A 26,310-nucleotide genomic window follows, 5' to 3' on the forward strand; every position below is an offset into this window, starting at 1 on the left:
CTTTCGTGTTTCTGGGTGGTTCTCCACAAATACAGTCCTATGGTCCGAAGGTACAAAATCGGTACAGTGCTGGTGCGCCAGTACACCTTTGGAGTCCTTTCAGATGGCAACCCTAGTCAAAACTCCTTCCGGCACCTGGAAGGCTTTGATCCGCAAAACCGGCTGGCCGACTGTGGCTAAAACCTTCCGCACCAAACGCGATGCGGAGGACTGGTCACGTCGCACCGAAGACGAAATGGTGCGTGGCGTATACATCCAGCGCAGCGGCTCTGAGCGCATGACGCTAGAAGTGGCTCTCAAGCGCTACCTCAACGACATCACCCCCACCAAGAAGCCCACCACTCAGCGTGGCGAAACCTCGAAAGCCAAGAAGCTCATCGAGCATCTTGGCAAATACTCACTGGCTGCGCTCTCCGCTGACATCATCGCCGGCTATCGCGACAAGCGCCTGAACGAGCCCAGCCGTGGTGGGACCATTAGCAACAACACTGTGCGCCTCGAACTGGCCCTGTTGAGCCACCTGTACACCGTAGCGATTCAGGAGTGGGGTTTGGGCCTGACTTTCAACCCAGTGCTGAATATCCGTAAGCCTAGCCCTGGGGATGGTCGTGATCGGAGGCTATCGCCGGAGGAAGAACGTCTTCTGCTCGCGGCCGTGAATCGACATAGCAATCCTATGTTGGGCTGGATTGTTTGCATCGCTTTGGAAACGGGCATGCGCTCCTCAGAGATCTCATCCCTACGTAGACCTCAAGTCGATCTGGCAAAGCGCGTCATACGTCTCTCAGACACAAAGAACGACGGCTCGCGCACTGTGCCTCTAAGCAAGCGTGCCACCGAAGTATTCAAAGCCGCGATGGATAACCCGGTGCGACCAATCGACTGCAATCTGGTGTTCTTCGGCGAGCCTGGAAAGGACGGGAAGCGTCGGCCGTATACCTTCACGAAAATTTGGGGTCAGCTGAAGAAGAAGCTCGACCTACCTGACTTCAGGTTTCACGACCTGCGTCATGAGGCGGTGAGTCGGCTTGTGGAAGCTGGACTGTCCGACCAGGAGGTTTCGGCCATCAGTGGTCATAAGTCGATGCAGATGCTTAAGCGTTACACACACCTGCGAGCCGAAGACCTTGTCGGTAAACTGGACAAAATAACGAGATCTGCCACTTAGGTTCATTAGTTTGATGACGGTTTTTTTTGCCACTCCGCGCACCTTCGGAGTTTTTTTGTGTGCGAAATCGCCCTCCACTTGACCACCCGATTGCATTTTGACCAGCACGCTTCGTGACCATGATCGGCAGAGAGCTGCGCATTGCTGTCGGCCGTGATCGGCAGCAGTCGGCCAGAAGCGTCTGTCGAGCTAGATGCTTTGAAAATGGCCAACCCCTGAAAAATGATAGACGCTTGTGTGTACGATTGTGACGATTGATAAATGGCTCCGTGCCCAATAACATCAGTGCATAAAACCATAGAGGGCAAGGCATGGAAACCGCTTGGGCGAAATTACTCAGCCCTATACTCAAGGTGTCCTTGGGGCCGATTTGGCGAATCCTAGTGGGGTACTTCGCTCCTAGACTTTTATGGACGAGCTGCTTTAAACGCGCAGCTATTAGCGCTAACGTCGATCCGAAATTAGCACTCGTTTTGGGAAAGTCTCCCTCTCTCACACGGCTCATGATCAATACTTTCAAATCTGATCGCTCCGTACCTACGGCCACTGATTTTGCTGTATCTCTGCTATTCGAACTCCATGAGCTAAGTCTGGCTGCGGGCGAGAAACCGTCATCTGCAAACATTAGACACTTTGCAGTGGATGCGCGCCGAGCCTGGATTAACGGCGTGATAAATAATGCAATATTGAGAAGCCGCTTTCAATCGATCCGAGACGAGCATCCTGCAAAATCTATCGCGGTGAACTCTTCCTGTCTTGATGCGCAAAGCCTGAATTTAGACGATCTGAAAGCACTGCAATGTTTTTATTTTGAAAGTTTTTCGACTCCGGATGCGACCGAGGTCGTGTGCGTATGGCTTCCAGACCATGAAGGGATCGTTCATTACGATGCGCAGAAAAGTCACAGGATTGAGGTCGCACTTAACACGTCGACTGGAGCGGATCGAGGCTTCTTTCGAGTCGGATATGACTACTCGATAAAGCGAACTGGCGACCGTCTCCACGTGTGCTTCTTGAATACGCAGACAGAGATGGAGGCCGGACACTTCGGTCGCTATTGTGTGGGAAGGGCAACTACAAAAACTTTGTGGGCTCGATGATCGCAATTCACATCCAACGTCTCTCACTGCTGAAAGCCGCAGGGCTCCTCTGTCCTAAGCGTCTGCTTCGGGTTGATTGGAGCCTTTCGCAACAGACAGGAATCGGCCAGCAGGGAATATAAGGGGCAGACCAAATTTTGAATAATGATGGCCTGGCCCCAATTTTTAAAACGTCGCAATCGCGCCCATCAAAACGCCTTGAGCGAATTACAACTCTTCACTTGGAAATTTTTACCATCCTCACTAGACGGAAAATAAGCCAAAACCTTCTCCGCATCCAAAAAAATCACGCTCTTAGCACTAGACGTCCAGTCATCAGAACATGTATGAAATTCATTAAAGTCCGCCCATAGAGCGAAATTTAAAGCTACTTCATTAACACCTTCTGAAATATTACCTGCCATCGTCAAAAAAAACGAAACCAAACATATGAAACCCATGAAAAGCGCCGACCACTTAAAAATCAATTTGGCTTTAACCTCAGCAAGCAAGGCAAACACGAATAACGGTGCAAGCCCGACTGCCAATGCAACGAATATATTTAGCAAGCCGCTTACAAAGCTGGGCTGATAGAGAATAGATACTGGCGCGTAGACAAATGCTAAAAAGTCGTAGGTTATGGTGAATTTTTCAGGGTCCACATGAAAAATTCCATTTAAAGTAGTAGCCGTCCACTTTCTAGCATATAGAGAGTAAGAAAAAACCAACCAAGACGTTATAACCACCCAATGCCAAGCCTTAAAGTGCTCCCTAAGTATGGCTCCTGTTTTGGACAGCGAAACCCAAAACACCCCCAACATGAATGGCAACAACCCTGTGTATAATATTGCTAACCCCACTATCACAATATTTCTGTAAATCAGAGAAACCGCAACCAACGCGATCCAACCAACTAACGTAGAAATGAATGTTTTTTTAAATGAGAGAACCATCGACAAAGCTCCTTTAATACGCATTAAAATCCGTTAACGACAAAATCTTGAGGGATTGGTAAATCCGCCATGAAACCGGCAATGATATGACTGCGACTTGGCCGCATCAAAGCAACGCTTGGTTATTGCTTATAGGTAATACCAGGCTGTGCTGTCACGGAAAGATAGCTGGCTAAGTCGATTACCGTCGCCTCCACTCCATCAGCATGGGCGCGATTGCCATAGAGAACGCTGCGCAAAATAAACCGTTTCCAGCATCAGCAAACGCGGGAAGCTCAAACACACCGTCGACTAGCTTGGCAGCCAAACTCAGGGCCAACAGACCAATCGGCCATCGAGCATATCGGAGCGCTTCGAACCTCAGATTCTCCAGCATCAACAGGTTCAGACGGACGCTTTTACTCTCAGGTATAGGTGCCAGAATCGCATCAGTAAGCTCACGTAAATCCAGTGTTCGATCAACCTCTCTAATCGTCTTCTGTGTTTTGTGCAGTCGTCTTTGGTAAACGGTGTCTCTCACCAAGTTTTCAGACGGAAGGGCCGTGAGTTGATGCCATCGGAAGGATGCCACACCGTACTCTCGCAAAAGCGCCTCCGAAGTATAGGGTCGCTGGAGTACTTGTAGGTATCGCCCGTCTAGCAGAGCAAACCACTCATCCTGCCGATTTGCTGGCTCTATGAGCTGAATTCGTTCGGGAGCAGGATAATTCTGCTCATCAATCCAGGCAGCAATGGGTTTATTACCATGCGTACGCATGAATGCAACACGATGCTTACCTTCATGCGCAGTCAATATGGCCAAGGGCTTGTACCAGGTATAAAGAGCTTTGTTGGACCATGTGAAGTTAGTCGAGTAGCTCTCAATCTTCTCCGCTATCTCTTTTTCAGGAACGTCTTTAGGCTTCCCCTTGATGCTTGCACCAAGGACATGTCGAGGATCAACAAGGGCTTTGAATCGCTCCGACTGGGATTCCTCCCAGTCGAGAAAAGGCACCACCATGCGTAAAAATGAATGTCCCCAAAATGCGCAGGTACCACCACTGTCCATCCAGTCGTTTTGATACTCCTGCTCAAAATAATGACGGGAGTTCATATCCATGGAGAATTTGATAGTGCATAACGCCCTCGAGGCTCCCATCATCCGATCAGAGACCTCAAGGGGCAGAACCCCTACTTTGTCAGCTATTTCGTTCACTTGGACACTCCTCGCTGCAACCAGAATTAGAACTTACACATCCCGGACGCTTCGTGTCACCACCAAGTTCGACACCGAGCCTTGAAAGCAAGTAGGTACTCGTCTGAGATCTCATCCCTGGACGACCTCAGATGGACTTGGCAAGGCGTGTCATACGTCTCTCAGACACGAAGAACGACGGCTCCCGAACCGTTCCACTGAGCAAGCGGACCACCGGAGTATTCAAGGTTGCTATGGATAACCCGGTGCGACCATTCGACTGCAATCTGGTGTTTCGGTAAGCCTGGAAAGGACGGGAAGCGTCGGCGGTAGACCTTCGCCAAAGGGGTCAGTTGAAGAAGGAGCTCAACCTACCTGACTTCAGGTTTTACGACTTGCATGATGAGGCAGTGAGTAGGCTTATCGAAGGCTGGTTATCTGATCAAGAGGTTCCGGCCATCAGTGGTCACAAGTCGATGCAGATGCTCAAGCGATATGCCACGTTCGTGCTGAAGACCTAGTTGAGAAGCTGGATAAAATCTCAAAAAAACAGTAACCCTTGAAGCTAAAGCATCCAAAAAAACACAAATATTTATATTCATTTCAAAAATAATCTAGACATCGATACAAGCCCTTGAATTACAAGGATTTAGCCAAAATCAAGAAAACCAACATATATAATCCTGGTAGCAATATGGCGACAGCATAACTACCAAAGTAATACTTTTTGGTCGATCCGTGTCACCACTTAGTTTGACACCAGCAAATCATCGCGTAAAACTTCGCTCAACTTCTCCCACCATGGCGAACTTACACATGACAACTGAAGAGTATTTACTGAACCGTTTTGGCCCTTTGATGAGCATCCCGGACATTGCCATTCTACTAGGGCGCTCGCCTGATGGAGTAAGGGTTTCTCTATATTCAGACACCGACATTTCCCGAAAACTGAAACCGGCAATGATTCGGATCGGCCGCCGCGTATATTTTAGGACAATGCAAATCAATGACGCATTGAACCTAGACATTGAGGTACCCCCTAAGAGTAGCTTGCAATGAGCTACAAATCCTATGATGTAGTCTGGGCACACAACTTTGACTCACCTACCGAGAAGCTCGTGATGCTTGCGATAGCTAAGCACGCAGACGAAGGTGGGAAAAGTTGGCCAAAAGTGAAAACTATCGCTGGACTATGCGGCATCGGCCCACGAACAGTTCAACGTCAACTTAAGAAATTTGAGCAGGCAGGTCTGTTAGCCATCCAAGAAGAATATCGACCGGATGGAGGCCAAACCTCAAATAGGTATGTCATAACCCTCCCAACAGTACAGTCAATGCTCCCCTGTGACAGAGCTGTCACTGGGGGGGTGTCACCCATGTCACCCCAGCCCCACACAGCAGAGTGTCGCGGAGGGGATGACACAGCAGTGACACCCCAAGAACTACCAACAGAACCAAAAAAAGGAATACAACAACTAACTGAGACTGGCCTCCGATACCCGGAAAAATTAGAGGCCAGTGATCGCATGTGGATCAGCAATATTCTACAGGACGTACCTAGCCAGGATGCTCAGCAGCTTTTGGACGAACTGGCAGCCGCACTGAAAGCAGGGAGGATCAGAGGCCGAGCCTCAAAATGGTTTAACGGGCTCATTCTAAATTATAGAAAGGGACTTTTCTGTCCAATGGCCCGGCCGAGCAAACCAAATCCTTTGTTTAACGAAACACTAGTTGAAACTCACGCCAAACCAAATACTCGTAACAAGGAGGCACGTAACCAAGCACTTGAAAGCATGAAAAAATTCACTTCCAGCAAACTTGTACGTTAGCACTCTCACAGAAATATTCTTGCAATCTGAAAGGAAGCATCTCAATGCCATTACATTTCAAACAGCTTGAAAACTATTGCGATAGCTTAGACAGAACAGGAGACATCCAAGTAATCTTAAAAGCTCACTACAAGCATGGCTTTGCACTGAGCGTATCAGATGGGACCATTGGCCATACTGTAACGGACGACGAGAATCGACCTTTCTTCTTCAGGACCGTCGAAATGGCCTTAGACGAACTTGCCAACATCCCCTATTTATCCGATCAAATCGTGGTTGACCGAAAATCTTGGTCTTAACCATAACCCACCAGAGCACAAGCAAAGCACACCCGACTTAGCAATCCAATACCGATATTCAAACCTCGCTCACATCAGAAAAGCGAAGTAAATAATTCGACTAAAGCGCCGCAGACACAGACCTGCACTTCCAAGTAACCACTGGAGCACAACAATGATTTCATATGCATACTTACCAATGCTTGTTCTGAGCACGTTCCTAATTATCTCCATCCGCAGATTTTGGATATGCACTGCCCGTATGGGGTTAATGCTGGAGCTCTCACGGCGCGCACCTAAACTACTCCATCGGGACATCATGGCTGCGGTTCTCGCGCTGGTGCCGTTCGCGATGGCATTTATCGACTGGTTTGGCATCACTCTCCCCCGCCAATCAGCTCCAATTCCTCCCTTGTTCGGCGCTTTCATGGCAGCCGGTAGCCTTGGAGCATCACTCACCATTTTGAACAATTCCCTTCACCGACTGGCGGGTAACTGGGCAGGCACCAAGGAAAGCGTGCTGCGCACCCTTGCAGCAATGCAAATCATCGATGCAACTGAGCTAGCCTTTTCTATGCACTCCGAAAAAATCAACATCGTAAAACAAGAGAGCGCTGGACGGCCCTCAATGATCATTCAATCCAAGGAAGAAAAATGAAATCCCACCTTACTATCCCTGCGTTTCTTATGATCGTCATCGCGTCTCTTTCAGGCTGCGGCAGAGATGAGCCCGTGCAGACGGTTGATTGGTACAAAGCAAACTCGCCTGAGCGACTGAAGGTTTTGGAAAGGTGTAACGCCAATCCCGGCGAGCTTGCTCTGACACCGAACTGCGTCAACGCGAAAACCGCGGCAAACGCATTGGTGCTTGAGAACCGGGAGTACAAGCAGCGTGAGCCGATAAATTTCTCTTCTCAGGGGAAATAGAATGGCGACCAAAACAGGAATATTTGAATGGATCGGAGGGTCAATGGATCAAACCCTCCATACGTTCATCAGCATTACCTCGAGCCGAGTGATTGAGGATTTCACGCTCACCGTGACGATAGGCGGGACGCTATATTTGACGATGGTCGGCTACATGATGATCACCGGAACAATTGAGCAGTCGGCCTCTCACTTTCTCAAAACCTGCGGAAAGTTCCTGCTTATCAGTGGCCTGGCCATGAACGCCGACACGTACATGTCATGGGTAGTAGAGGCATTGAGGGGGCTTGAAACAGGAGTAACGGCCGCCTTCACAGCGACGAGTGATCCATCAACCTCAGACTCGGTTTTTCAGGTCATCGACAAGGCAATGTCGGACGGCTGGCAGATCGGTGCAGATATGTTGTCGAAAATGGGACAACGCCACTCCTACGAAATCGGGATGATTATTTGGGATGCCCTGAACGCCCTCGTCGTCTACACCGCTACGCTGCTAATCGCGGTTCCAGCAGGGGCCATGATCGTTGTAGCAAAAGGAATGCTGGCGATCATGCTCGGAATCGGGCCAGTCTTCATCATGATGTTGCTGTTCGGACAGTTCACGTCCAAATGGTTCGATAGCTGGTTTGCCCAGGTCATCACGTACATCATGCAGACCGCACTGGTTAGTACGGTTCTTAGCTTTGGGATCAAATATTTTTCCCTCCTCACTTCCAGTATTTTGGCAAACCCGGGCGACTACCCAATCGCTACGTTCCTAGAGCTACTGGTTACTACCATTGTCGTGCTTTACATGATGTACCAAGCTCATGGCGTTGCTGGAGGCCTTGCAGGAGGTATATCTAGCGCGGCGCTGACCTTACGCGGAATCGCAAACGGTGCCATGGCACCAATCACAAAGGGCCTCAACAGACAGTCAACGCGCCGTGACATGCAGTCGGGCCAGATGGTCACGGCCGGTCGCTTGAACCACCTGGCGGCTGGTAATACAGCCTGGAATCCAGCCTACCGACAGCACGTCATGCAGAACATGGGCAAAAACTGGGGGAGTGCTACTGGGGGCAAAGTAAATCAGTAGCCCTGACGTTGACTCATCAGACCTCGCTTCGGCGGGGTCTTTTTCTGAGCCCCCCCAACAAGCGTATGACGGGTCAAGGGGTTGGTGCGGCCCGCAGGAGCGAAGCGACAAGGACTCGGCCCCTTGACGCGGCAGAAGCGACCAACGCTCAAGTCATGGGCGCAGGGGATCAAGGCCGTAGGCCTCCCCTGCACCCTTGACGACAGAGGGCGACTCGCTCCCTTCCCGCTCGCGGGAAGGGCGGGGGGATGGGCAATTATCAAACCCGCTAACCGATTGTAAATGAACGACTAATACCAAAAACAAGACAGTTTCAGCGCGCCTCTGATTCATGTTCAGTCATAAGGCGTATTGAACCCGCCCCGGACACACAACCCACTGAAAACGAATGCAACACGACTACGAAAACTCCGCGCGTTGCTTGGGCAACCCCTTCGGTTGCATCCCGTGTCCGAACTTGCCGGACTGGCTGCGGGGGCAGGTACGGCGGGCAGAGCCCTTGACCTCCCCCTTGCCATAGGCTCAGTGCTTACTGTGGCATCAAGGGTCCGGCTACGCCCGACATCCTCACCCGTTCGGTGCTCGCCTTCGGCTCCGCTCCGCATGCGGCTTCCGGTGCCGCCCTTGACACCACATCCAGCAAAAACCTTGCTACTTTGCTACGCACCACGGACATAGCGCTAACGCGTTCCCGCGTTCAACCAAACAGCGAGAAATCCGCATGACCTCAAACAACCAAGAGCCAACGCAGCACCAAGGAAGCAACGAAATTGAAGCCGTTGATACGAAGGGACCGGAGCATCAGATTTCTGAGGCTGAGCAGAGCGAGCGCAAGAAAGCTGTCGCATTTGCTACAGCATCCATCGGCCTTTCTGGATTCGAAACCTCAGAAGAAATGAAACACCTTGGTCGGCGTTACATCACCGGCGAAATTGACCTGAGCGAATTTGTGGTGCTCTCGCAGCAGATGCTTCCTGACAGCGACGATTCTCAGCCATCCGGAACGCAATGAGCTGTGCGAAAAACTTGTTCATGAACAAGGAATGGAATGAATGGAGATCTAATGCAGGTTTACGTACTCGCTGAGTACTCCCGCATTAATTCGTGGCAAAACCACGAACAACAAGCGCATCGACTTGAACCCACCGTTGCCCTCTTTTCTCCACGAAAGCTTGTTCATGAACAAGGATGGAGCGCGATGAAGATCTAGTGCAGGATAGGCGTTCGCCGGTAAAATGTGGTTCACTACGAAAATATTGAACTGTCGATACCCAGCGAGGAATGCACATGCCGCGCAAAGCGACCATCGGCGCCACAAGAGATAGCGCCGTTTACCGGGTACGCATACCGGCCGAGTTGAAATCAGAGTGGGAAGCACACTGCGAGAAAAAAGGTAGCTCCCAACACGGCGTGATCCGAGCGCTAATGCGCTACGTCATCCAAGATGAAATACCCCCTGACGTGAAGGACTGGATATCAGGGCAAATCGCAGGCGAGCCAGATGAAGGTCCAAAACAAAGGCTTGAGGTTCGATTCACACCGAGTGAGCACCATGAGATCGTGGAGCGCTCAGAAGCCGAGGGATGCTCGCCTCAGCGGTGGGTCATCAATTGCGTTCGAGCCAGTTTGACCAACCAGCCCCAATTCACGATGGAGGCCACAAAGGCGCTCTGGGAATCGTCGGGGCAGCTTCGAGCCATTGGAAGAAACCTGAATCAGATCGTGAAAAACCTGAATGCGCGTGGTAGCGAAAGCATCACGCAGCGTGAGATAGCTCAGCTATCAACCTATATATATAAACATACCGAAATAGTTTCCGAGCTCCAGGATTCCAGCCTCAGCCGCTGGAAACTGGCTCAAAAACGCATGTCATGATTAGAGGTGATGCAGTGGGCAAATTTTTCCCAGAAATAAAATTTCCAACCAAGGCGTCAACCGGCATGTGCGCCACGGTGTTTGAAGAGCTCGATGCAGCCGTTAGTTTATTAGATATCACACGCAAAGAATTCAATCCCACCCAACGACAGCTTATTGGACGTTTTCTCATTGCCTGCAAGATGTTCGGGCATGAAATGCTAGTAGCTGACGGTGACTCGGAGGCGTTGAGAGTTGCTTTAGGACTTTCTTTATCCGATAGCAAAATTGAGAAAAGCCCATCAGATATAGCTGGAACAGAACTAATCAATAGCGTCTGCATGGAAGTTTGTAGCGATATAGACAAAATAGGTCAAACTCTTCAAAGCGAACTGTTGACAGGCGTAGCAGATGTGGTAGCGAGCATTAGAGCTTCATATGATTTGGAAGACGGAGAAAGAGATGCGCTCGACTCTGTAGCATCAGCAGTCCGCCATCTGGCGCAACAGGTGAACGCATTATTCGATGTGCAGCCTTATATTTTTCAACAACACTACTCTATCTACCAAGCAAACATAGAAAGCGAGAATGATAGTAAAGGGGAAGAAACTCTTCGAATCACTGCTGAGCAGTTCATGCAAAATGTAAAGCCACCTGAGCGAAAAGCAACACTTCGAGACAGATTACTGCCATTCATTCCCGAACTTACGCGGCTGCGTCAAGAGGGCTACACCTACGCCCAATGCGCACAGTTCCTGGAAGAAAACGGCATAAAAACTTACATAGGTGCCATCAGCGGCGTCATGAATGATCTTAGATAGGTCGTAAATCGAAGATGAACAGGAGAGCTTTAGCACAAAAATCTTAATCTCTCCACTCCCGAGCGGCCTTACGCTTTCAGGAGCAGAGGGACCTTGACCGAGCGGCTCATGCGGACCGTCCGATGGCAGACCTCCATGCGTAGGACGGACCGCCAATGATGCTGGTGTGTGCGACTGCAAACAGCCTTTAAGGCGCATGAGGCATCGACGTCAGTATACCTCTTGACTAATCTTAGCGTCCAGCTCTCTGGAAAAATCGAAATCCTTCCATTTAGTAAACCAAAAATCGTTAAAGTCGGCGATCTTTCTGAAATTCTGGCCAGATACCCCATAGAGAGCCAAAATTTTTCGCTTTAAATCATTCTCAACGAATGGACAAGACAGTATATCTAGGGCTAAGTGCAACATTTCTGTATCACCAGGCAAATTATTTTTGCGATCATCAAATTTATTCTGAACATGAAGAATCAATAATTTCTTCAAGTTAGAATATCTCACCTTATCTGACATATAGAAAAACATAGTAGTAATCGAAAAGTAACTCAACTCGGCACCGAATTCTCTTCTATCACCGACAGTCACTACATTAAAGTACTTACCAAGAGTTTTTTCATCCAACCAATATGAAGTACCCAACTGCCGCATCAACACAAGCAGATAAAGCGTTTCAATGGGCACATTCTTAGTGCTAGCTGCCTGATCGAGCACACTACAGCAACAATCGAAAATCTGTCGATATATAGACGCACAATGCTCCCTACCTACTTCATGCTTACTTACGAAAGTAATAATCCTTTGCATTATCCGACAAAGCTTAATGGTAGTATTAACCTTAGGAGAAACCGAATAAATAAAAAATAGAAAACCGATGATAGCTTCTACAGAGCCCGCCAATTGTTTAGGAGAGGCATGATCAGGATCTAACCGCTCGTAATCAAAAATAATCCGTGACACTTTCTTATCAACGATCGACAGCGAATAATTCAAAACATCTTTATATTCAACCGAAGAGATTGATAGAATTGACTTGAAATCAGTTATCAGACCGAACTGGTTGATATTTATCGAGCCTTTAAAGGATTCAACACCATCCTTGTCGAAACGCTCAAGATCATAGCAAAGCTTCTCATTAAACAGGTCTGATATTCTTTTTTTCGCGATAGATATTGACGTTATAATTGGCCTTACTAAAACTTCCTCTTTGCTTTTATTTAACGAGAGCTTATATAGCTTCAGCGATTCCTGAAGGCACGACTTGATATCAACAAAAACATTTTCATCATTATAAAAAACAAAGAAATCGTCAACATATCTATATATGCGATATTGTTTACCATTGAAGTATCCTTTTCCTTCAAGAGCTCTGGACACGTCAACATCGACAGCTTGAAAAATCACTTCAGCAAAAACCCTAGAAACCTCCGGCCCAATGACTATACCGTTAGTCTCGTTGTAGTTTAGTTTCTGCATCAACCAGTCAAATCGGCCTGGAAACGTTTCGGGTAACGCCCCAAGATTATTTTTTGCGTATTCTTTTTTATAAATTGCCCAAGCAATTGAGTGCGTATATATTCGATCAAAGCACGATGCAACATCCAGCTTAGCCAGATTTCTAAACTCTCTCTCACCTTCTAAATGCTCTATAGATTCATAAAATTTAAAAACATTACTGAATCGCTCATACACAAAAAAAGATTTTAAATTTTCATAGTCATCACCTTCAAGCTCAACAACCGAATCGCTAGTTTCTCTTTTTTCAATTAACGCTCTAGCATCAATGTAAGTGCAGCCCGCCACACGCCTTGGCATGCGCAAGCTGTATTCGCTCCTACCCGAAAAATATATTATTAGGTCTTTGAACTCATCATAAAAATCGACCACTAACATTTGGGCACGAGGATGTATTAACGATAAATGCCTGAGCTGATCTTCCTTATGCGAAATGGAAAATGCAAACGGTACAGAGGAAATCTCTCTCTTTTCTAACACCATGGTGGAATATAGCACGCCCGACCTATCTACTCGGGAAACCTCTTTTCCAACAGGGACACCGACAACTAGTTTAACCAGGTCATCCAACGCATCATCTTTAGCAAACCAACTGAACGTAAAATCACTATACCTAACACCGTGCTCACAGAGAAACTTATAGAAATGCCGATTCGAAAATACTATTGGAACCTCAAAGGGCAAAACATCGGACAAGACAGCTCGCTCTACAGGGAAGTTTATTGATAATGCTTTCTTAGCCATGTAGCCACCCTCGAGACATCTCGGATAAAGTTTTAGGATCAAACTCTCTAAAAATCTTGTTATTAAAGCCGAGCTCAAATGAGTAGCGGCTGAGCCGTCTCTTTAAACGCTCATCATCGAGCATTCCAATCTGATGTTTCAAAAAATGATCTAAACCAACGAGTTGCTTTGTATCATTTATAAATTTATTCCCGAAATATACGCCAATAAAAGCATTACTCTTGCGATTAAACAGCCTGGTGTTGGATGTTAAAAATCCAATTCTAGCAATCAGATCTTTTGAAGATTTATCCCTCATCCACGCTTGCTTAGCTTTATACTCATCAAAGCTTTTCTTGACTCTCGCGCGATATTTTTCACACTTCTTATGACTTAGCATCACCTTTTTACTGGCACCGTCGACTTTGAATGCATATCCAAGATACTCAAAGCTACCTTTTTGCTCGGTTAGAAACGAAATCTCATCGGTTTTACTATTAACAACTAATCCCTTCCTACCAAGAATACCCTTCAATTCCGAAAGATAACTAACAGTGCACTCTGCCCTTCTCGGGGCATATACAAGAAACATATCATCGACGTATCTTGAGTAGTACACAAGATCGCTAGACCGCCTTAGGTCCTGATCAACCTTCGCTAGGTATATTTCAGCTAAGTACGCGCTAATTCCGATACCTCGAGGTAATCCTTTTTCAGAACCAGACAGAGAAACGTAATCTTTAACTGCCCGAGTAATAAGCCGCTTAACCAAAACCGACAGTTTTGTAGATCCGTGCAACTGCTCCAGAAGCAACTTATGATCGACCGACTCGTAGAAGGAGCTTATATCTGCCTTAATTACATACTTTGGAAACCCATCAAAAACGAGGCTTTTAATCTGATTCACTATCAGATCTCTACCTGCCAACCGTATACCGTATAACTCTTTAAGAATTTTTTGAAGATGCCTAGCGGCTAATATACTCTCGATAGTGCTGCCAACACTATACACCTGCTTACCATTTACCAATTCAGGAAGAGCATGAACAGCAAGCCTAAAATCTTTTTTATTAATTAGCTCAGCAATTGAAGACAACAAATCAGTTATAACCACATCATATTTTCCCCGCCTAGCGTCTAAAGCCATACGCAGACGGCTATGCCGTGCCAAAAAGTTTTCTTCAGTGATTAATGCTTTTTTAAGTCTCGACCTTAGGAATTTATAGTATCTTTTTATAAAAGCGATCTTTCGCTTTAAAGCGAAGGCATCGGGAAAAAATTTCTGCTCAAGGCTGCCGCCTTTTTTCTGGTCTTCATCAAACAATCGCTTGAGATTCTTGACAGTTACCGTCTGATCCATTGCTAATTCTCCATGTCAATACCGCATAAAGGCGCCCCTCTGTCGGATGACGACCTCTCCAGCGTCCTTACCAAGAGGTACAATATCAGTACACAGAGCAGTTCTGATACATTTCGTTAACCTTCGGTAAACTCCTTTATCTCCGTTGCTTTGGGCTTGTTGTACCGTAAGCGCTCCATAAGCCCCACCAGCTTCATGATGGGTGGTGCGCTTAGCTAGGTGATACCGGCGAGCAGTTCCACGGTAGCAGCGCTTCGTAGTCTTCAACTGATGAGGCCGCCGGCAGGCGTTCCAGTGCGTGGCGCAGCCACACATAAGGCTCCTGGCCGTTGGCTTTGGCAGTCTCGACCAGGCTGTACAGTTGAGCACTGGCCGTTGCGCCTTTGGGCGTATCGCTGAACAACCAGTTCTTCCTTCCAATCACGAAGGGGCGGATCGCGCGCTCTGCGGCGTTATTGTCGATCGGCAGGTAGCCTTCCTCGACGTATCGTTCCAGCTTGCTCCAATTGCTTGCGAGGTAACTGATGGCTTTGCCCAGGGCATTCTGAGCGGTGACCTGTGGCTGCGTCTTTTCGATCCAGCTTTTCAACTGAGCCAGTACCGGCAGGCTTTGTTCGTGACGACCGATTTTGCGTTCAGCGTCGCTGCAAGCCTTCAGATCGCGCTCGATGCCGTAAAGCTTGTTGATCAGATTCAGCGCGATATCCGCGCGCCCCGTTTTCCCTTTGGGCTGCACTTTCTGTGCTTCAACGAATTTACGACGCGCATGGGCCCAGCATCCTAAACGCTCAACTCCAGCTTGGGCGCCCAGTGCGTTGTAACCGGCATAATCATCGGTCATGACGTAGCCACGATAGCCATCGAGCAGGCGCGTGGGCACCTCCTGCGCTCGGCTGGTGGAGTAATCAAAAAGGATGACCGGCTTATCCGGTGGGCCGCCGGTTTGCACCCACATCCATGATTGGCTGCTCGGCTCGCGATCAGGCTCTTTCAATACCTGCACCCGCGTTTCATCGCAGTGGATGACGCGGCTGGCCAACAGGCTATCGCGCATTAGATTCAGCAGCGGCTGGAAGTGCGCACCGCACTGGATAACCCAGCGAGCCAAGGTTTGGCGCGGGATATCGATGCCGTGGCGACCCAGTACTTTTTCAAAGCGGTGAAGCGGCAAACCGTCCACATATTTGGTGGTCAGCAACATCGCCAGAACGCTCGGGCTGGCCATGCTTTTTTCAATCAACTGAGCTGGCTTGTCCGCAGTGACCGGAGCGGCCTCGCAGTCGCGGCAACCGTAGACTTTACGGATGTGTTTGATGACACGGATCTGCATCGGGACGATTTCAAGCTGCTCGCTGATCTCCTCGCCGATGGCGTGCTTGCGGCAGCCGCAGACACAGGTCAGTTCGTGCTCGGGCAGTTCGTGGATGACCTCGACGCGCGGCAGATCGGCAGGTAGCGGCTTGCGTTTACCTCGGCGCTTGGTGGGAGCGACGACCTCTTCTTCTGCATCTTCGTCGGCAACGTCGGCGATGTTTTCTGCGTCATTGAAAAGGGCAAGCTGTGGGGTAGCAGGATCGGCTGTCTGCTCGGACTTGCGCCCGAACAAGCGCTGACGCAGCAGCGCGTTTTCCTCTTCAAGAAAACCGACCCGCGACTGCATCTTCGCAAGCATCTGCTTGAGAAGTTGAAGATCGTCAGGGAGGTTTTCGGGCACAGAATTCATGCCCTGGATTATACAGAATCAGGCCACGAATCGCGGCGTCAAAACCTGATGAGGACGGTTACGCCAGAGGTCAAAACCGTCGAGCATCCAGTTGAGTTCCTGGACAGTCAGGACAATCGCTTCGTCCGTCACGTCGGGCGACGTTTTGAAGCGCTCGGACTCCAGGCGTTTGAGCCAAAGGCAGAAGCCGTTGCGCTCCCAGTACAAGATCTTCACGCGGTTGCGAGGCTTGTTGAGGAAGACAAAAAGCACTGGGTCGAAGACCGCGACCTTGATGTCCAGCTCGACCAGGGCAGCCAGGCCGTAAATGGATTTTCGGAAGTCGACGGGCTTGGGGTACAGGTACACTTTTTCGACTTTTGCATCGGGACGCATCATGGTTGGCGGGCTCCAAAAAGAAATCGGGAGCACAGCATCCGGGATCAAGCAGCGGCTTTGAATGTGGGGTTTATGGAGCGCTTACGTTGTACCTACGCTAGCTTATGTACAATTTCTGTAGATACTTGGCTTTGCTTACACACTCATAATCCTTTGGTCCACGGTTCGAGTCCGTGTGGGCCCACCACCTTCAAAAGCCGCGCATTGCGCGGCTTTTGTGTTTCTGCAGGATATATTCACCCGTTCGACGGTCTGTAACCCCATGAACACACCCATGCTCTTATTCCGCCGCCTGCTGCGCCCTCTTCTGGACCCTTACCGCCGCTACCGTCACGCGCGTTATATCCACGCCGGGCGCATTGTGGTCGGTCTGTTGGTTTCGATACTGCTGACCACCGGCATCAATCTGCCCCACGGCGAGTGGGCGTCGGTGACGATGCTGATCGTGATCGGCGGGTTGCAGCATCACGGCAATATCGGCAAGAAGTCGGTAGAGCGTGCTTACGGGACGTTGATTGGTGCGGCGTTGGGTTTGGTGGTGGTGGCGCAGGAGAGTTATCTGGGCATGCCGTTGCTGACGTACGTGATCATGTCGTTGATCTGCGGTTTCTTCGCTTATCACGCCATCGGCAAGGGCGGTTATACGGCATTGCTGTCGGCGATTACGCTGTTTATCGTGGCCGGTCATGGCGACAATCCGATCACCGATGGGCTGTGGCGCACGGTGGATATTCTGATCGGTATTGCGCTCGCGCTGGCGTTTTCCTTCGCGCTGCCGCTGTATGCGGTGTATTCCTGGCGCTATAACCTGGCCTCCGGCTTGCGTGACTGTGCGAAGGTTTACGAACGTATCAGCAGCGGACAGTCGATTACTGCTGACGAGCATCGCAAGCTGACCGCCCGGCTGAACGGGACGATGCTGCAACTGCGTTCGCTTATCCCTTCGGTGTCCAAGGAGGTGAAGATTTCACTGGTCGAACTGGACGCCATTCAGGGGCATTTCCGCATGTGCCTGAGCACGCTGGAAATCCTTTCCAATCTGCGTCCTGCAGATATGGGCAATGCGGGCATGAACGCAGAGCAGCGTCGGATTCGGCGCATGCTGGTCGGCATGGCGCGCGCTCTTCAAAGCGGAGCCACGGAGCGTCTGGGGCGGCCGACCGAATCCCTGGCGATGGGCCCGGAAACGCCGGCCTGTTCAGCGGAACTGCTGGGTTATCAGTTGATGAATCATCAATTGGCGCTGAACATCGAAGGGTTGCAGCAACGGCTGGCGAAGACTTCGAAGAAGTGGAAGATTTGAGTTATTAACCACCCAACTGGGCTTCGCGGGTATCCGCCGGACTGTGTGAGCGCGCCTTCACGTGAAACGCGGAATGGATCACGCCCCGCAACAACCACGCTCAGGCGCTGACAGTCTGGACCACAATCTGCTGCACCATACGGAATGGCGCAAGGCGCGCTTCATCTGCGTCGGATGAAGTGATCAACGTCCACTCGCGCTCAAGGGGCGTCCAGTGTTGCTGCCGGGCGCGGCCGAGCTTGTCGGCATCGGCCAGGACGAAGACCTGCGCGGCGCGCTTGATGATGCACTCCTTAAGGTAAGCCTGCTGATCGCTCGCCTCGCACAAACCGAACTCGGCCACCACACCGTCGGCCCCCATAAACGCTTTGTCGACGCTCAAACGGCTGAGCGTGAGTTCCGCGAGCGGGCCGAGCGTGCTCATGCTGGACCCACGCAGGTCACCGCCAATCAGGGTCAAGCGAATACCCGGGGCGTTGGCCAAGGTCATCACCGCCAGCAGATTGTTGGTAACGACGTGCACGTTTTGCCTTGAACACAAATGCAATGCCAGTGCCGCGCAGGTGGTGCCACCGTCGAGCAGTACGGTGTCGCCATCGACGACGTGCAGCGCAGCGGCCTTGGCGATTGCGTCTTTCTGGTCGCGTTGTGCAGCCTTGCGTTCTTCCAGCGACGCTTCCGGTTCATGCACACCAATCAGCGCCGTGGCGCCACCATGGGTGCGCACCAGGTGCCGCTGCTTGGCGAGCATGGTCAGGTCGCGCCGCACGGTGGCCTCCGACACGCCAAGCGCGGCGCTCAGCTGCTCGACGTTGGTGTCGCGGGCGCGCACCAATTCGAGAATGGCGCGATGACGGTCAGTGGCTTTCATGGACGGCCTCGTGGAGCAAAGGCCGATGATCTTACACGACCAGGCCGCACCTGCTCACCTCCCGCCTGCCGCAGCACGTTACCCCCGACGCGTAGCGAGCTCCGCCCCTTGACGCAGCGCTTCGAGCAGACTGCGCTCGTCGGCGATCCCCTTGCCCGCGATGTCGAATGCAGTGCCGTGGTCCACCGACGTCCGAATCACTTCCAGACCGACTGTCACGTTCACGCCAGCTTCCAGGCCGAGGACCTTCACCGGGCCGTGGCCCTGGTCGTGGTACATCGCCACCACCAGATCGAAATCCCCGCGGCCCGCCCGGAAAAACAAGGTATCGGCTGGCAGTGGGCCGGTCACATCCAAACCTTGCTCCTGCAACAGCTTCACCGCCGGAATGATCTTTTCCTCTTCCTCACCGTAGCCGAACAGACCGTTTTCACCGGCATGCGGGTTGATGCCGCAAACTCCGATGCGCGGCCTGGCGATGCCGGCCTTGATCAATGTCGCGTTACCGCGCTCGATGGTGCGCTGGACCAGACCGGGCTCGATCTTGCGAATCGCATCGATGATACCGATGTGGGTGGTGACGTGAATGACCCGCAATTGCGGCGCCACTAGCATCATCGAGACCTCATCGACATGGGTCAGGTGCGCGAGCATCTCGGTATGACCCGGGTATTTATGGCCGCCGGCATGCAGCGCTTCCTTGTTCAGTGGCGCGGTGCAGATCGCATCGATCTGGCCGGCTTCGGCCAGTTGCACGGCGCGGGCGATGTACTGGTAGGCGCCGTCACCGGCAATTGGCGACAGTTGGCCGAAAGGCAGGTCGGCAGGGATCAGGTTCAGGTCGATACAATCGATGATCCCTGGCTGGTACTGAGCCTCGGACGCCTCTTTGATACGACGAATCCTGGCGCTGCCTTTGACGATTTCGTTAGCCAGCTCCAGCCGTGCGGCATCGCCGATCACTAACGGGCGGCATTGCTGATAAACCACGTCGTGGGTCAGGCTCTTGACGATGATTTCAGGACCAACGCCAGTGGCGTCGCCCATGGTGATGCCAATGATGGGCAAATAGTTGTTCATGATTGTTTACCTTGTAGCGCGGGATTCAAGTCGGAGCCTGCGGTGTATTGCGCAGGCTCTACGGCGTTATTCATGTACAGCCAGGCGGCGTACAGCGCGTGGTCGGTGCCGAACGCACCGGCTTTGGTCACCACACCTGGACGATGGCCGTCGCGGCCTGTAATCGGGTGTCCGAACGCAACGCCCGCTTCGATTTCACAAAGCAGTTGCAGGCTGCCGATGCCGACTGCGCCCAACATGGCGCGGGCCGTTTCGCCGCCAGTGGCGACCAGACCGCCGACATGGGCGAAGTGCGGACGCACCATGGCGGCCAGCAACGTCGACAGACGCGCACCTTCCGCAGGGTCAAACGCTTCATCACGGCCGATGCGCAACAGCAGATCGTCACCACGACGCAGGTATTGGCCGATACGCATGCCCCAACCCGCCCAGTCGCCGTGGGAGATGCCCTGGCGTAACACGGCGGGCGGTACGATCAGCTCGCCGATGGATGTGCGTTCCTTAAGCATCGCGCATTGACGTTCGGACACGCTGGACAAGCTGCCAACCAGCACCAGCGTGGGTGCGTGTTTCTCACGGGCTGCAATCGGCGCCTGACCAGACGCGCAGGCGAGTTCCGGCAGCGCCGCCAGTTCCCGAGCCAAACCACCTGAACCCACCCAGAAAAGCGGTTCGGCCATCGCTGCAGTCACTCTCGCCAGGGTCTGCAGATCCTCGGAGATTTGCGCGTCGATGATCAGCGCGCGAACCTCGCTGTTTGCGACCGAGGAGATGTGCTGCGCCAACACGGCAGGATCACCGCGCAGGGTCTTCAGGGTCAGCGTGGCCACGCACAGGCCGACCTCTTGGAGCATTGAAGCGATATCGGCTGAACGGTCGGCATGTTCGAGCTTCCAGGTGTCCGTGCTCTCCAGCGGCTGACCATTGACCAGCACCTTGCCCTGCAACGTGGTACGGCCCGTGGCGGGGAAGGCTGGCGCGATGATCGCAAGACCCGCATACGGCGCGAGTGCCGCGACCTCCACGGCCCAATTGCCACGCAGTGTGGAATCAATTTTCTTGTAGAGGCGCTGCCCAGGTTTGAGCAGGGTTTGAAAGGCCGTTAAGGTGCGCGCGCCGGCTTGAGTCTGCGACAGTCGACGTGTATCGGTGTCGATGGCAACCACGCTGGCATCACCGATATCGTGGGCTGCGTCGAGGGTCACCACCGTGCTCAGACCGGCGCTGGCAAAGGCAATCGCGCAATCGGCCGCCCCCGAGAGATCGTCCGCGATGATCAGCATCGTCATCGAATCACCTCCCGCTCCACGCTGACGCTCACCTGTTTTTCAGGGTGACGCTCTTTGTAGCGTTTGGCGACTGACGCCGTAAGAATCGGCGACAGTACAGCGGTGACCACCACGCAAGCCGCGACCAGCAACGTCGCAGAGCTGGCTGCTTCGGTGTACACCGGGTTGGCTGCGGCCACGAGCGCAGGAACGGCTGCTGCATTACCCGCGGTGTTTGCAGCCGCCACCCCCGCGACGCCGGTACCGCCCGAAACGCGATCGGCAAAGTACAACGGGATGCCGGTCAACACGACGACCGCCAGGCCGAGGCCAATACCCAGCAAGCCTGCTTGCCAGACCTTGTGCAGATCCAGGCTTGCGCCCAGTGCCAGCGCAAAGAATGGGATCATCACCGGCACGGCCTTGGCCAGAAAATCGCGCATTTCGCGATCCAGATTGCCCAGCAACATGCCCAGCAGCAATGGCAGAATCGCACCCACCAGCGTCGGCCAGGGAAACGCTGCCAAGCCTGCAACCCCCAACGTCACCATGGTCAGGAACGGCCCCGATTCCAGCGACATCACCGAATAGGCACCGACGTCTTCGGAACGCCCGTATTGGCCCATTAGCGCCATGTACAGACCGCCATTGGTGTCGTTCATTGCAGCGACGACGGCGAGGGTCGAAAGCCCGGCGAAGATGCCCGATGTAATTGGCTGCTCCCCCAGGAAGTGGCCCATGATTACGCCGATGAGAATCGCGGTGCCGACCTTGGTGCCAAACAACACCCCACCTTTTTTCAGCAAATACGGCGTGGCCTTGATGTCGATGCTTGCACCCATGCACACGTAAAACACCGCCAGGATCGGCAGCGAACCGGTGAACAACGCATTGGTGAAGGAACCGAAGAATTTCGGCATGTCGGGCAGGAAGGTCGCGACGAGCGAGCCAATCAGCAGCGGCACAATCATCATGCCCCCGGGTACACGTTCGATACTGCGCTTGATAGGAATCTGGGCCACGGTGAGCGCTCCTTGTTTTTATGGGTACGACGAAGTGCTGGATGTCTGAATATGAGCAAAACGATCATTTTTTTGATCAGATTACGCAAAACAGCTTATTCGATCCTAACAAACCGCGCAAACCAATCATAAAAATGATCGTTTCGAGCATTTTTTACAAGTAGCTGGACTACTGAGATCAGTAAGTCGGCGGGGTAATGACCCACAGCACTACGGCGTCGGTCTCACCGGGGTTTCCGTAACGATGGGGCTCGTTGCTGGCGAAGCGGAAACTATCGCCCTCACCGAGCAGGAAGTGCTTATCGCCTACCCAGAGCTCGAAAGCACCGCTCAGCACGTAGCCAACTTCTTCGCCCTCATGGGTATAACTGGTGCGGTTGTAGGCACCGGGTGGGAAACGCGAGTGAACCATCTCGATCTGCCCGCTGGGACTTGGGGTAAGCAATTGATCGTAGATGCCGTCGTCGTAATGGATGTTCTGGCGGGCACCCTTGCGCACCACATAACCTGCATCGGCTTCGCTGACCTCGGACCTGGTGGAAAAAAACCATTGGATATTCACGCCCAGGCAACGACCGATTCTCAACAGGGTGTCCACGGAGGGCCGCGACAGGTCGCGCTCCAACTGGCTGATGTAACCCACCGACAACTCGCTCAGACGGGCCAGTTGCGCAAGTGTCAGGCCCTGCCGCTTGCGCAGGCCACGAATGCGCTCTCCGAGAAAGCTCTCGCCAGCGCTCAGGTCATTGCCTACCGAATTCGCCTTCCTGGCGTTATCACTGATCTTTCCTTCACTCATGATGACCTCGGTGCCTGTTTGCTGGGTGCGCGAAACGTGGCGCAGTTTAAGCGGCAATGGCGACAATTAGTCGATGCGGCGTTAGCAAGTGAAGCGTATCTTTACCCTCAGTGAAAATTTGAGTCTTTTTTTCACAAAATAGTCATCGGTCTCTTCTTTTTTCATCGAGCCTGGATTAGGCTCTGGCGAACGCCCACACTCGATACTGTCGGCGAAAATAATAAAAAACCATGCCGCCGGATGCCCCAGCAGCCATCGCGGATCTACAGCGCCAGCTTCCCCGTTTTTCAAATCATTGCCTGTTTCTATCCCATTACCCCTATCCAGCCAGGGCGTGCTCGCGTGCGCCTTTGCTACGAAAAAGAGCCCTACGGCCGTAAGGAAGATGTCGATGAACAGTAAGAACCTGAAAATTGCGTGTGCAGTGTTGATGCTTTCTCCTTTGTCGGCAGTTGCCGCAGAGAACCTGGTCATCGTCGGCTTCGGCGGCGCGGCGCAAAAAATCCAGAACACCACCCTCTTCCAACCCTTCGCCAAACAGGCCGGCGTCAGCGTGGTGCAGACCGAATACAACGGCGAAATGGCCAAGATCAAGGTCATGGCCGAAACCGGCCACGCTGACTGGGACGTGGTGCAGGTCGAGGCGCCAGACCTTGAGCGCGGCTGTGCGGAGGGACTGTTCGAGAAGCTTGCGTGGCCCAAGCTGGCGGGCGGCCAGCAGTTGATCGAAGGTGCTCAGCAGGAATGTGGCTCGGCGGCGCTGGTCTGGGGGATGCCGCTGGTGTACGCCACCGATAAGGTTAAAACCGCGCCGACCGGTTGGGCGGACTTCTGGGACACCGATAAATACCCCGGCAAACGTGGGCTGCGCAAAGGTGCCATGTACACCCTCGAATATGCGTTGCTGGCCGATGGTGTGCCTGCCGCGGACATCTATAAAGAGCTCAACACCAAATCCGGGGTCGATCGTGCGTTCGCCAAGCTGGACAAGCTCAAGCCGTACATTCAGTGGTGGGAAGCGGGGTCGCAACCGATGCAGTGGCTTGCCTCGGGAGACATCGTCATGACCACCACCTTCAGCGGTCGTGGCGCGGTGGCTGCCAGCGAGGGCCTGAAAGTCGCGCCGATCTGGAAAGGCTCGCTGTACAGCATGGATTACTGGACCATCGTCAAAGGCTCGCAGCACAAGGATGCAGCGAACACATTTATCGCCTATGCCAACGAAACGGCCCCGCAGCAGGCCTTTTCCCAAGCCATCGCGTACGGCGTGACCAACAAGGCGTTGAGCGACAAACTGGACCCGAGCAAGGCGCCCTGGATTCCCACCTCGCCCCAGAACATGGCTGTGGCGATGCCATTGAACATCGCGTTCTGGGTCGACCATGGTGAAGAACTGGAAGAACGTCTGAATGCCTGGTTGGCCCATTGAGCTGACCAAGGCCGACATTATCGGAGGACAAATGACACACGCGTACAGCCCGCAGGAATGGCAACTGCGGCAGGAATTGGCAGCCTGCTATCGCCTGATCGCACACTACCGGATGACCGATCTGATTTTCACTCACCTGTCCCTGCGGATACCGGGGCCGGAGCACCATTTCCTGATCAACCCATATGGGCTGATGTTCGAGGAAATCAGCGCATCGAACCTGGTGAAAATCGACCTGGACGGCAACAAAGTGGAGGCTTCGCAGTACCCGGTCAATCCGGCGGGTTTTGTGATTCACAGCGCGATCCACCGTGCCCGGGAAGATGCCCAGTGCGTGTTGCACACCCACACCAGGGCCGGTTGTGCGGTGGCCGCGCAGGCAGGCGGGCTGTTGCCGGTGAACCAGATCTCGATGGAGTTCTACGGCCGCGTCGGCTATCACGACTACGAAGGCATTGCCTTGGACTTCAGTGAACAGCAGCGTTTGGTCGCGGATCTGGGCGAGAACTCGGTGATGATCCTGCGCAATCACGGATTGCTAACGGTGGGCAGCAGCGTGAAACAGGCGTTCTTGCGCATGTACTACCTGGAAAAAGCCTGCGAAATCCAGATCGCTGCTCAGGCAGGTGGCAGTCTGCACTTGCCGCCGGAGCAGGTGTGCCTGCGCACTGAAAGGCAGTTCAACGCGCCGGGGCAAGCGGTTGCCGAAGGTGAGCTAAGCGACGCGGATGCCACGGATTTCGCTTGGGCGGCATTGCTGCGGATGCTGGACCGTGTGGCACCGGATTACAAAAACTGATGCGTCATCATCTGTAGACGTGCGCGGTTGGCCGACGAGCGCAAACTTCAAATATGCGCCGACTAGCCGCGTGCTCGGCAAGGGTCTACATGACATGAACCGGGTGCCTGCATCAATCCTCGGTAGCGGGTAACATCACCCGCTTGCCGAAGGAGATGCCCCTTGTCCGACACACGCCCACCCGCCCTCGATGACATCGATCGACAACTGGTCGCCGCGCTGCAAATCAATGCGCGTGAGCCGGTGGCCAATCTCGCCCGTCAACTGGGCATCGCCCGCACCACTGTCACCTCCCGCCTGGCGCGCCTGGAAAAGAGCAAGATCATCACCGGATACGGCGTGCGGTTGAGTCAGCGCGTGGTCGACGGCGGATTGCAAGCCTATGTCGGGATTACCGTGCAACCGCGTTCGGGCAAGGAAGTATTGCGCCGCCTGACTGCTCTGGCGCAGGTGCAGCAGTTGTGTGCGGTCAGTGGGGAGTTCGATTACGTGGCGTGGCTGCGCACCGATTCGCCGGAACAGCTGGATCAACTGCTGGATCTGATCGGCAGCGTGGATGGCGTCGAAAAGACCACCACGTCGATCATCCTCAGCAGCAAGATCGATCGTGGGCAGCCGGTCTAACCGAGTGTCAAAGACAACATGCGCTTCTCTGGATGCCGCCAACCCTCGTAGCACTCTGGATTGCTGAGGGCGACATTTATTAGGACGCCTATCAGGCAAGCCGGGATGCTACAGGGCTATGTGCATCGGCACGGAAGCAGAACACGTCAAAGCGATGGCTCGGTTCGTCATTTTGCTTAAAATCTCTACATAACGACGACACTCTGCTCCTTATTACTGTCTTCACAGTTATCTAGACTTCCCTTTTTCGCGCCTCAGTCG

General features: G+C 52.6%; 25 protein-coding genes and 2 pseudogenes. 16 read left to right on the forward strand and 11 right to left on the reverse strand.

All coding sequences use genetic code 11. The features are described from left to right. Positions 1-103 precede the first annotated feature (103 nt). Positions 104-1,168 carry a site-specific integrase gene (locus tag B3I26_RS14695; RefSeq protein WP_296258580.1) on the forward strand — a complete coding sequence of 355 codons (1,065 nt, stop codon included), beginning with the start codon at positions 104-106 and terminating at the stop codon, positions 1,166-1,168. 1,288 nt (positions 1,169-2,456) lie between these two features. Here B3I26_RS14695 and B3I26_RS14700 read toward each other — a convergent pair. Together B3I26_RS14700 and B3I26_RS14705 are read right to left on the reverse strand one after the other, a co-directional pair. Then, positions 2,457-3,200, reverse strand: coding sequence for a hypothetical protein (locus tag B3I26_RS14700; protein ID WP_296258582.1), 744 nt, complete (start codon positions 3,198-3,200; stop codon positions 2,457-2,459). Positions 3,201-3,381: 181 nt separating this feature from the next. Next, the gene (locus tag B3I26_RS14705) at positions 3,382-4,395 is read right to left on the reverse strand and encodes a hypothetical protein (protein ID WP_296258584.1); all 1,014 of its coding nucleotides are present in this window, start codon (positions 4,393-4,395) and stop codon (positions 3,382-3,384) included. Positions 4,396-4,491: 96 nt separating this feature from the next. Between B3I26_RS14705 and B3I26_RS14710 the strand changes: the two are divergent. The 11 genes and pseudogenes from B3I26_RS14710 to B3I26_RS14755 form a co-directional block, all read left to right on the forward strand. After that, a pseudogene (locus B3I26_RS14710) lies at positions 4,492-4,930 on the forward strand (tyrosine-type recombinase/integrase); the annotation flags it as partial. A 260-nt stretch (positions 4,931-5,190) separates the two neighbouring features. Next, positions 5,191-5,433 (forward strand): plasmid-related protein, encoded by a 243-nt coding sequence (locus B3I26_RS14715; RefSeq protein ID WP_083356468.1) that lies wholly within the window; start codon positions 5,191-5,193, stop codon positions 5,431-5,433. Continuing rightward, positions 5,430-5,618, forward strand: a pseudogene (locus B3I26_RS28895) (helix-turn-helix domain-containing protein); the annotation flags it as partial. The gene B3I26_RS14715 and the pseudogene B3I26_RS28895, both read left to right, overlap by 4 nt. Positions 5,619-5,801: 183 nt before the next feature. Further along, a complete protein-coding gene (locus B3I26_RS14720) occupies positions 5,802-6,203 on the forward strand; it encodes a hypothetical protein (protein ID WP_296258588.1) in 402 nt (133 codons plus the stop codon). 44 nt (positions 6,204-6,247) lie between these two features. Further along, positions 6,248-6,502 carry a hypothetical protein gene (locus tag B3I26_RS14725; protein WP_296258589.1) on the forward strand — a complete coding sequence of 85 codons (255 nt, stop codon included), beginning with the start codon at positions 6,248-6,250 and terminating at the stop codon, positions 6,500-6,502. Between the two features lie 298 nt (positions 6,503-6,800). Beyond that, the gene (locus tag B3I26_RS14730) at positions 6,801-7,139 is read left to right on the forward strand and encodes a hypothetical protein (protein ID WP_296258590.1); all 339 of its coding nucleotides are present in this window, start codon (positions 6,801-6,803) and stop codon (positions 7,137-7,139) included. After that, positions 7,136-7,408, forward strand: a complete 273-nt coding sequence (locus B3I26_RS14735) for an EexN family lipoprotein (protein WP_296258591.1) — start codon at positions 7,136-7,138, stop codon at positions 7,406-7,408. Before B3I26_RS14730 ends, B3I26_RS14735 begins: the two co-directional genes overlap by 4 nt. A gap of 43 nt (positions 7,409-7,451) precedes the next feature. Continuing rightward, complete coding sequence (locus B3I26_RS14740; RefSeq protein WP_296258593.1) at positions 7,452-8,486, forward strand: type IV secretion system protein; 1,035 nt, start codon at positions 7,452-7,454, stop codon at positions 8,484-8,486. Between the two features lie 721 nt (positions 8,487-9,207). Beyond that, positions 9,208-9,498 carry an antitoxin VbhA family protein gene (locus B3I26_RS14745; RefSeq protein WP_296258594.1) on the forward strand — a complete coding sequence of 97 codons (291 nt, stop codon included), beginning with the start codon at positions 9,208-9,210 and terminating at the stop codon, positions 9,496-9,498. A gap of 275 nt (positions 9,499-9,773) precedes the next feature. Continuing rightward, entirely contained in the window at positions 9,774-10,361 is a 588-nt protein-coding gene (locus B3I26_RS14750) for a plasmid mobilization protein (RefSeq protein ID WP_296258596.1), read from the forward strand. A gap of 14 nt (positions 10,362-10,375) precedes the next feature. Beyond that, the gene (locus B3I26_RS14755; protein WP_296258598.1) at positions 10,376-11,161 is read left to right on the forward strand and encodes a hypothetical protein; all 786 of its coding nucleotides are present in this window, start codon (positions 10,376-10,378) and stop codon (positions 11,159-11,161) included. A gap of 210 nt (positions 11,162-11,371) precedes the next feature. Here B3I26_RS14755 and drt3b read toward each other — a convergent pair whose 3' ends face one another. The 4 genes from drt3b to tnpB form a co-directional block, all read right to left on the reverse strand. Continuing rightward, the gene (gene drt3b / locus B3I26_RS14760; protein ID WP_296258599.1) at positions 11,372-13,414 is read right to left on the reverse strand and encodes an antiviral reverse transcriptase Drt3b; all 2,043 of its coding nucleotides are present in this window, start codon (positions 13,412-13,414) and stop codon (positions 11,372-11,374) included. Further along, positions 13,407-14,753, reverse strand: coding sequence for an antiviral reverse transcriptase Drt3a (gene drt3a / locus B3I26_RS14765; protein WP_296258600.1), 1,347 nt, complete (start codon positions 14,751-14,753; stop codon positions 13,407-13,409). The genes drt3b and drt3a overlap by 8 nt, the downstream gene beginning before the upstream one ends. Before the next feature lie 211 nt (positions 14,754-14,964). Beyond that, entirely contained in the window at positions 14,965-16,476 is a 1,512-nt protein-coding gene (gene tnpC / locus B3I26_RS14770) for an IS66 family transposase (protein WP_296258601.1), read from the reverse strand. 18 nt (positions 16,477-16,494) lie between these two features. After that, complete coding sequence (gene tnpB, locus B3I26_RS14775; protein ID WP_296258602.1) at positions 16,495-16,854, reverse strand: IS66 family insertion sequence element accessory protein TnpB; 360 nt, start codon at positions 16,852-16,854, stop codon at positions 16,495-16,497. 274 nt (positions 16,855-17,128) lie between these two features. Here tnpB and B3I26_RS14780 point away from each other — a divergent pair, with 274 nt between their 5' ends. Continuing rightward, a complete protein-coding gene (locus B3I26_RS14780) occupies positions 17,129-18,157 on the forward strand; it encodes an FUSC family protein (protein ID WP_296258604.1) in 1,029 nt (342 codons plus the stop codon). A 100-nt stretch (positions 18,158-18,257) separates the two neighbouring features. Here B3I26_RS14780 and B3I26_RS14785 read toward each other — a convergent pair whose 3' ends face one another. From B3I26_RS14785 to B3I26_RS14805, 5 genes are all read right to left on the reverse strand, one after another. After that, the gene (locus B3I26_RS14785) at positions 18,258-19,028 is read right to left on the reverse strand and encodes a DeoR/GlpR family DNA-binding transcription regulator (RefSeq protein ID WP_296258606.1); all 771 of its coding nucleotides are present in this window, start codon (positions 19,026-19,028) and stop codon (positions 18,258-18,260) included. Between the two features lie 78 nt (positions 19,029-19,106). Beyond that, positions 19,107-20,108 (reverse strand): 4-hydroxythreonine-4-phosphate dehydrogenase PdxA, encoded by a 1,002-nt coding sequence (gene pdxA, locus B3I26_RS14790; protein ID WP_296258607.1) that lies wholly within the window; start codon positions 20,106-20,108, stop codon positions 19,107-19,109. Continuing rightward, positions 20,105-21,397, reverse strand: a complete 1,293-nt coding sequence (locus B3I26_RS14795; protein ID WP_296258609.1) for a four-carbon acid sugar kinase family protein — start codon at positions 21,395-21,397, stop codon at positions 20,105-20,107. Before B3I26_RS14795 ends, pdxA begins: the two co-directional genes overlap by 4 nt. After that, positions 21,394-22,398: a 2-keto-3-deoxygluconate permease gene (locus B3I26_RS14800; RefSeq protein WP_296258610.1), complete on the reverse strand. Its 1,005-nt coding sequence runs from the start codon at positions 22,396-22,398 to the stop codon at positions 21,394-21,396. Before B3I26_RS14800 ends, B3I26_RS14795 begins: the two co-directional genes overlap by 4 nt. A 178-nt stretch (positions 22,399-22,576) precedes the next feature. Then, positions 22,577-23,197, reverse strand: coding sequence for a helix-turn-helix domain-containing protein (locus B3I26_RS14805; protein WP_296258612.1), 621 nt, complete (start codon positions 23,195-23,197; stop codon positions 22,577-22,579). A gap of 391 nt (positions 23,198-23,588) precedes the next feature. Between B3I26_RS14805 and B3I26_RS14810 the strand changes: the two genes are divergently transcribed. The 3 genes from B3I26_RS14810 (at position 23,589) to B3I26_RS14820 (ending at position 26,049) form a co-directional block, all read left to right on the forward strand. Further along, a complete protein-coding gene (locus tag B3I26_RS14810) occupies positions 23,589-24,626 on the forward strand; it encodes an ABC transporter substrate-binding protein (protein ID WP_296258613.1) in 1,038 nt (345 codons plus the stop codon). 31 nt (positions 24,627-24,657) lie between these two features. After that, entirely contained in the window at positions 24,658-25,425 is a 768-nt protein-coding gene (locus B3I26_RS14815) for a class II aldolase/adducin family protein (RefSeq protein ID WP_296258614.1), read from the forward strand. A gap of 162 nt (positions 25,426-25,587) precedes the next feature. Next, a complete protein-coding gene (locus B3I26_RS14820; RefSeq protein WP_296258616.1) occupies positions 25,588-26,049 on the forward strand; it encodes an Lrp/AsnC family transcriptional regulator in 462 nt (153 codons plus the stop codon). Positions 26,050-26,310 lie beyond the last annotated feature (261 nt).

It is taken from the genome of Pseudomonas sp. UBA5706 (assembly GCF_002419965.1).
Lineage (GTDB): Bacteria > Pseudomonadota > Gammaproteobacteria > Pseudomonadales > Pseudomonadaceae > Aquipseudomonas.

Coding starts and splice junctions, on each gene's coding strand:
- B3I26_RS14715 (WP_083356468.1), top strand. CDS start 5,191: ATGACAACTGAAGAGTATTTACTGAACCGTTTTGGCCCTTTGATGAGC.
- pdxA (WP_296258607.1), bottom strand. CDS start 20,108: ATGAACAACTATTTGCCCATCATTGGCATCACCATGGGCGACGCCACT.
- drt3b (WP_296258599.1), bottom strand. CDS start 13,414: ATGGCTAAGAAAGCATTATCAATAAACTTCCCTGTAGAGCGAGCTGTC.
- B3I26_RS14750 (WP_296258596.1), top strand. CDS start 9,774: ATGCCGCGCAAAGCGACCATCGGCGCCACAAGAGATAGCGCCGTTTAC.
- B3I26_RS14695 (WP_296258580.1), top strand. CDS start 104: ATGGCAACCCTAGTCAAAACTCCTTCCGGCACCTGGAAGGCTTTGATC.
- B3I26_RS14805 (WP_296258612.1), bottom strand. CDS start 23,197: ATGAGTGAAGGAAAGATCAGTGATAACGCCAGGAAGGCGAATTCGGTA.
- B3I26_RS14785 (WP_296258606.1), bottom strand. CDS start 19,028: ATGAAAGCCACTGACCGTCATCGCGCCATTCTCGAATTGGTGCGCGCC.
- B3I26_RS14740 (WP_296258593.1), top strand. CDS start 7,452: ATGGATCAAACCCTCCATACGTTCATCAGCATTACCTCGAGCCGAGTG.
- B3I26_RS14795 (WP_296258609.1), bottom strand. CDS start 21,397: ATGACGATGCTGATCATCGCGGACGATCTCTCGGGGGCGGCCGATTGC.
- B3I26_RS14745 (WP_296258594.1), top strand. CDS start 9,208: ATGACCTCAAACAACCAAGAGCCAACGCAGCACCAAGGAAGCAACGAA.
- B3I26_RS14810 (WP_296258613.1), top strand. CDS start 23,589: ATGAACAGTAAGAACCTGAAAATTGCGTGTGCAGTGTTGATGCTTTCT.
- B3I26_RS14815 (WP_296258614.1), top strand. CDS start 24,658: ATGACACACGCGTACAGCCCGCAGGAATGGCAACTGCGGCAGGAATTG.
- B3I26_RS14725 (WP_296258589.1), top strand. CDS start 6,248: ATGCCATTACATTTCAAACAGCTTGAAAACTATTGCGATAGCTTAGAC.
- tnpB (WP_296258602.1), bottom strand. CDS start 16,854: ATGATGCGTCCCGATGCAAAAGTCGAAAAAGTGTACCTGTACCCCAAG.
- B3I26_RS14730 (WP_296258590.1), top strand. CDS start 6,801: ATGGCTGCGGTTCTCGCGCTGGTGCCGTTCGCGATGGCATTTATCGAC.
- B3I26_RS14780 (WP_296258604.1), top strand. CDS start 17,129: ATGCTCTTATTCCGCCGCCTGCTGCGCCCTCTTCTGGACCCTTACCGC.
- B3I26_RS14735 (WP_296258591.1), top strand. CDS start 7,136: ATGAAATCCCACCTTACTATCCCTGCGTTTCTTATGATCGTCATCGCG.
- B3I26_RS14700 (WP_296258582.1), bottom strand. CDS start 3,200: ATGGTTCTCTCATTTAAAAAAACATTCATTTCTACGTTAGTTGGTTGG.
- tnpC (WP_296258601.1), bottom strand. CDS start 16,476: ATGAATTCTGTGCCCGAAAACCTCCCTGACGATCTTCAACTTCTCAAG.
- drt3a (WP_296258600.1), bottom strand. CDS start 14,753: ATGGATCAGACGGTAACTGTCAAGAATCTCAAGCGATTGTTTGATGAA.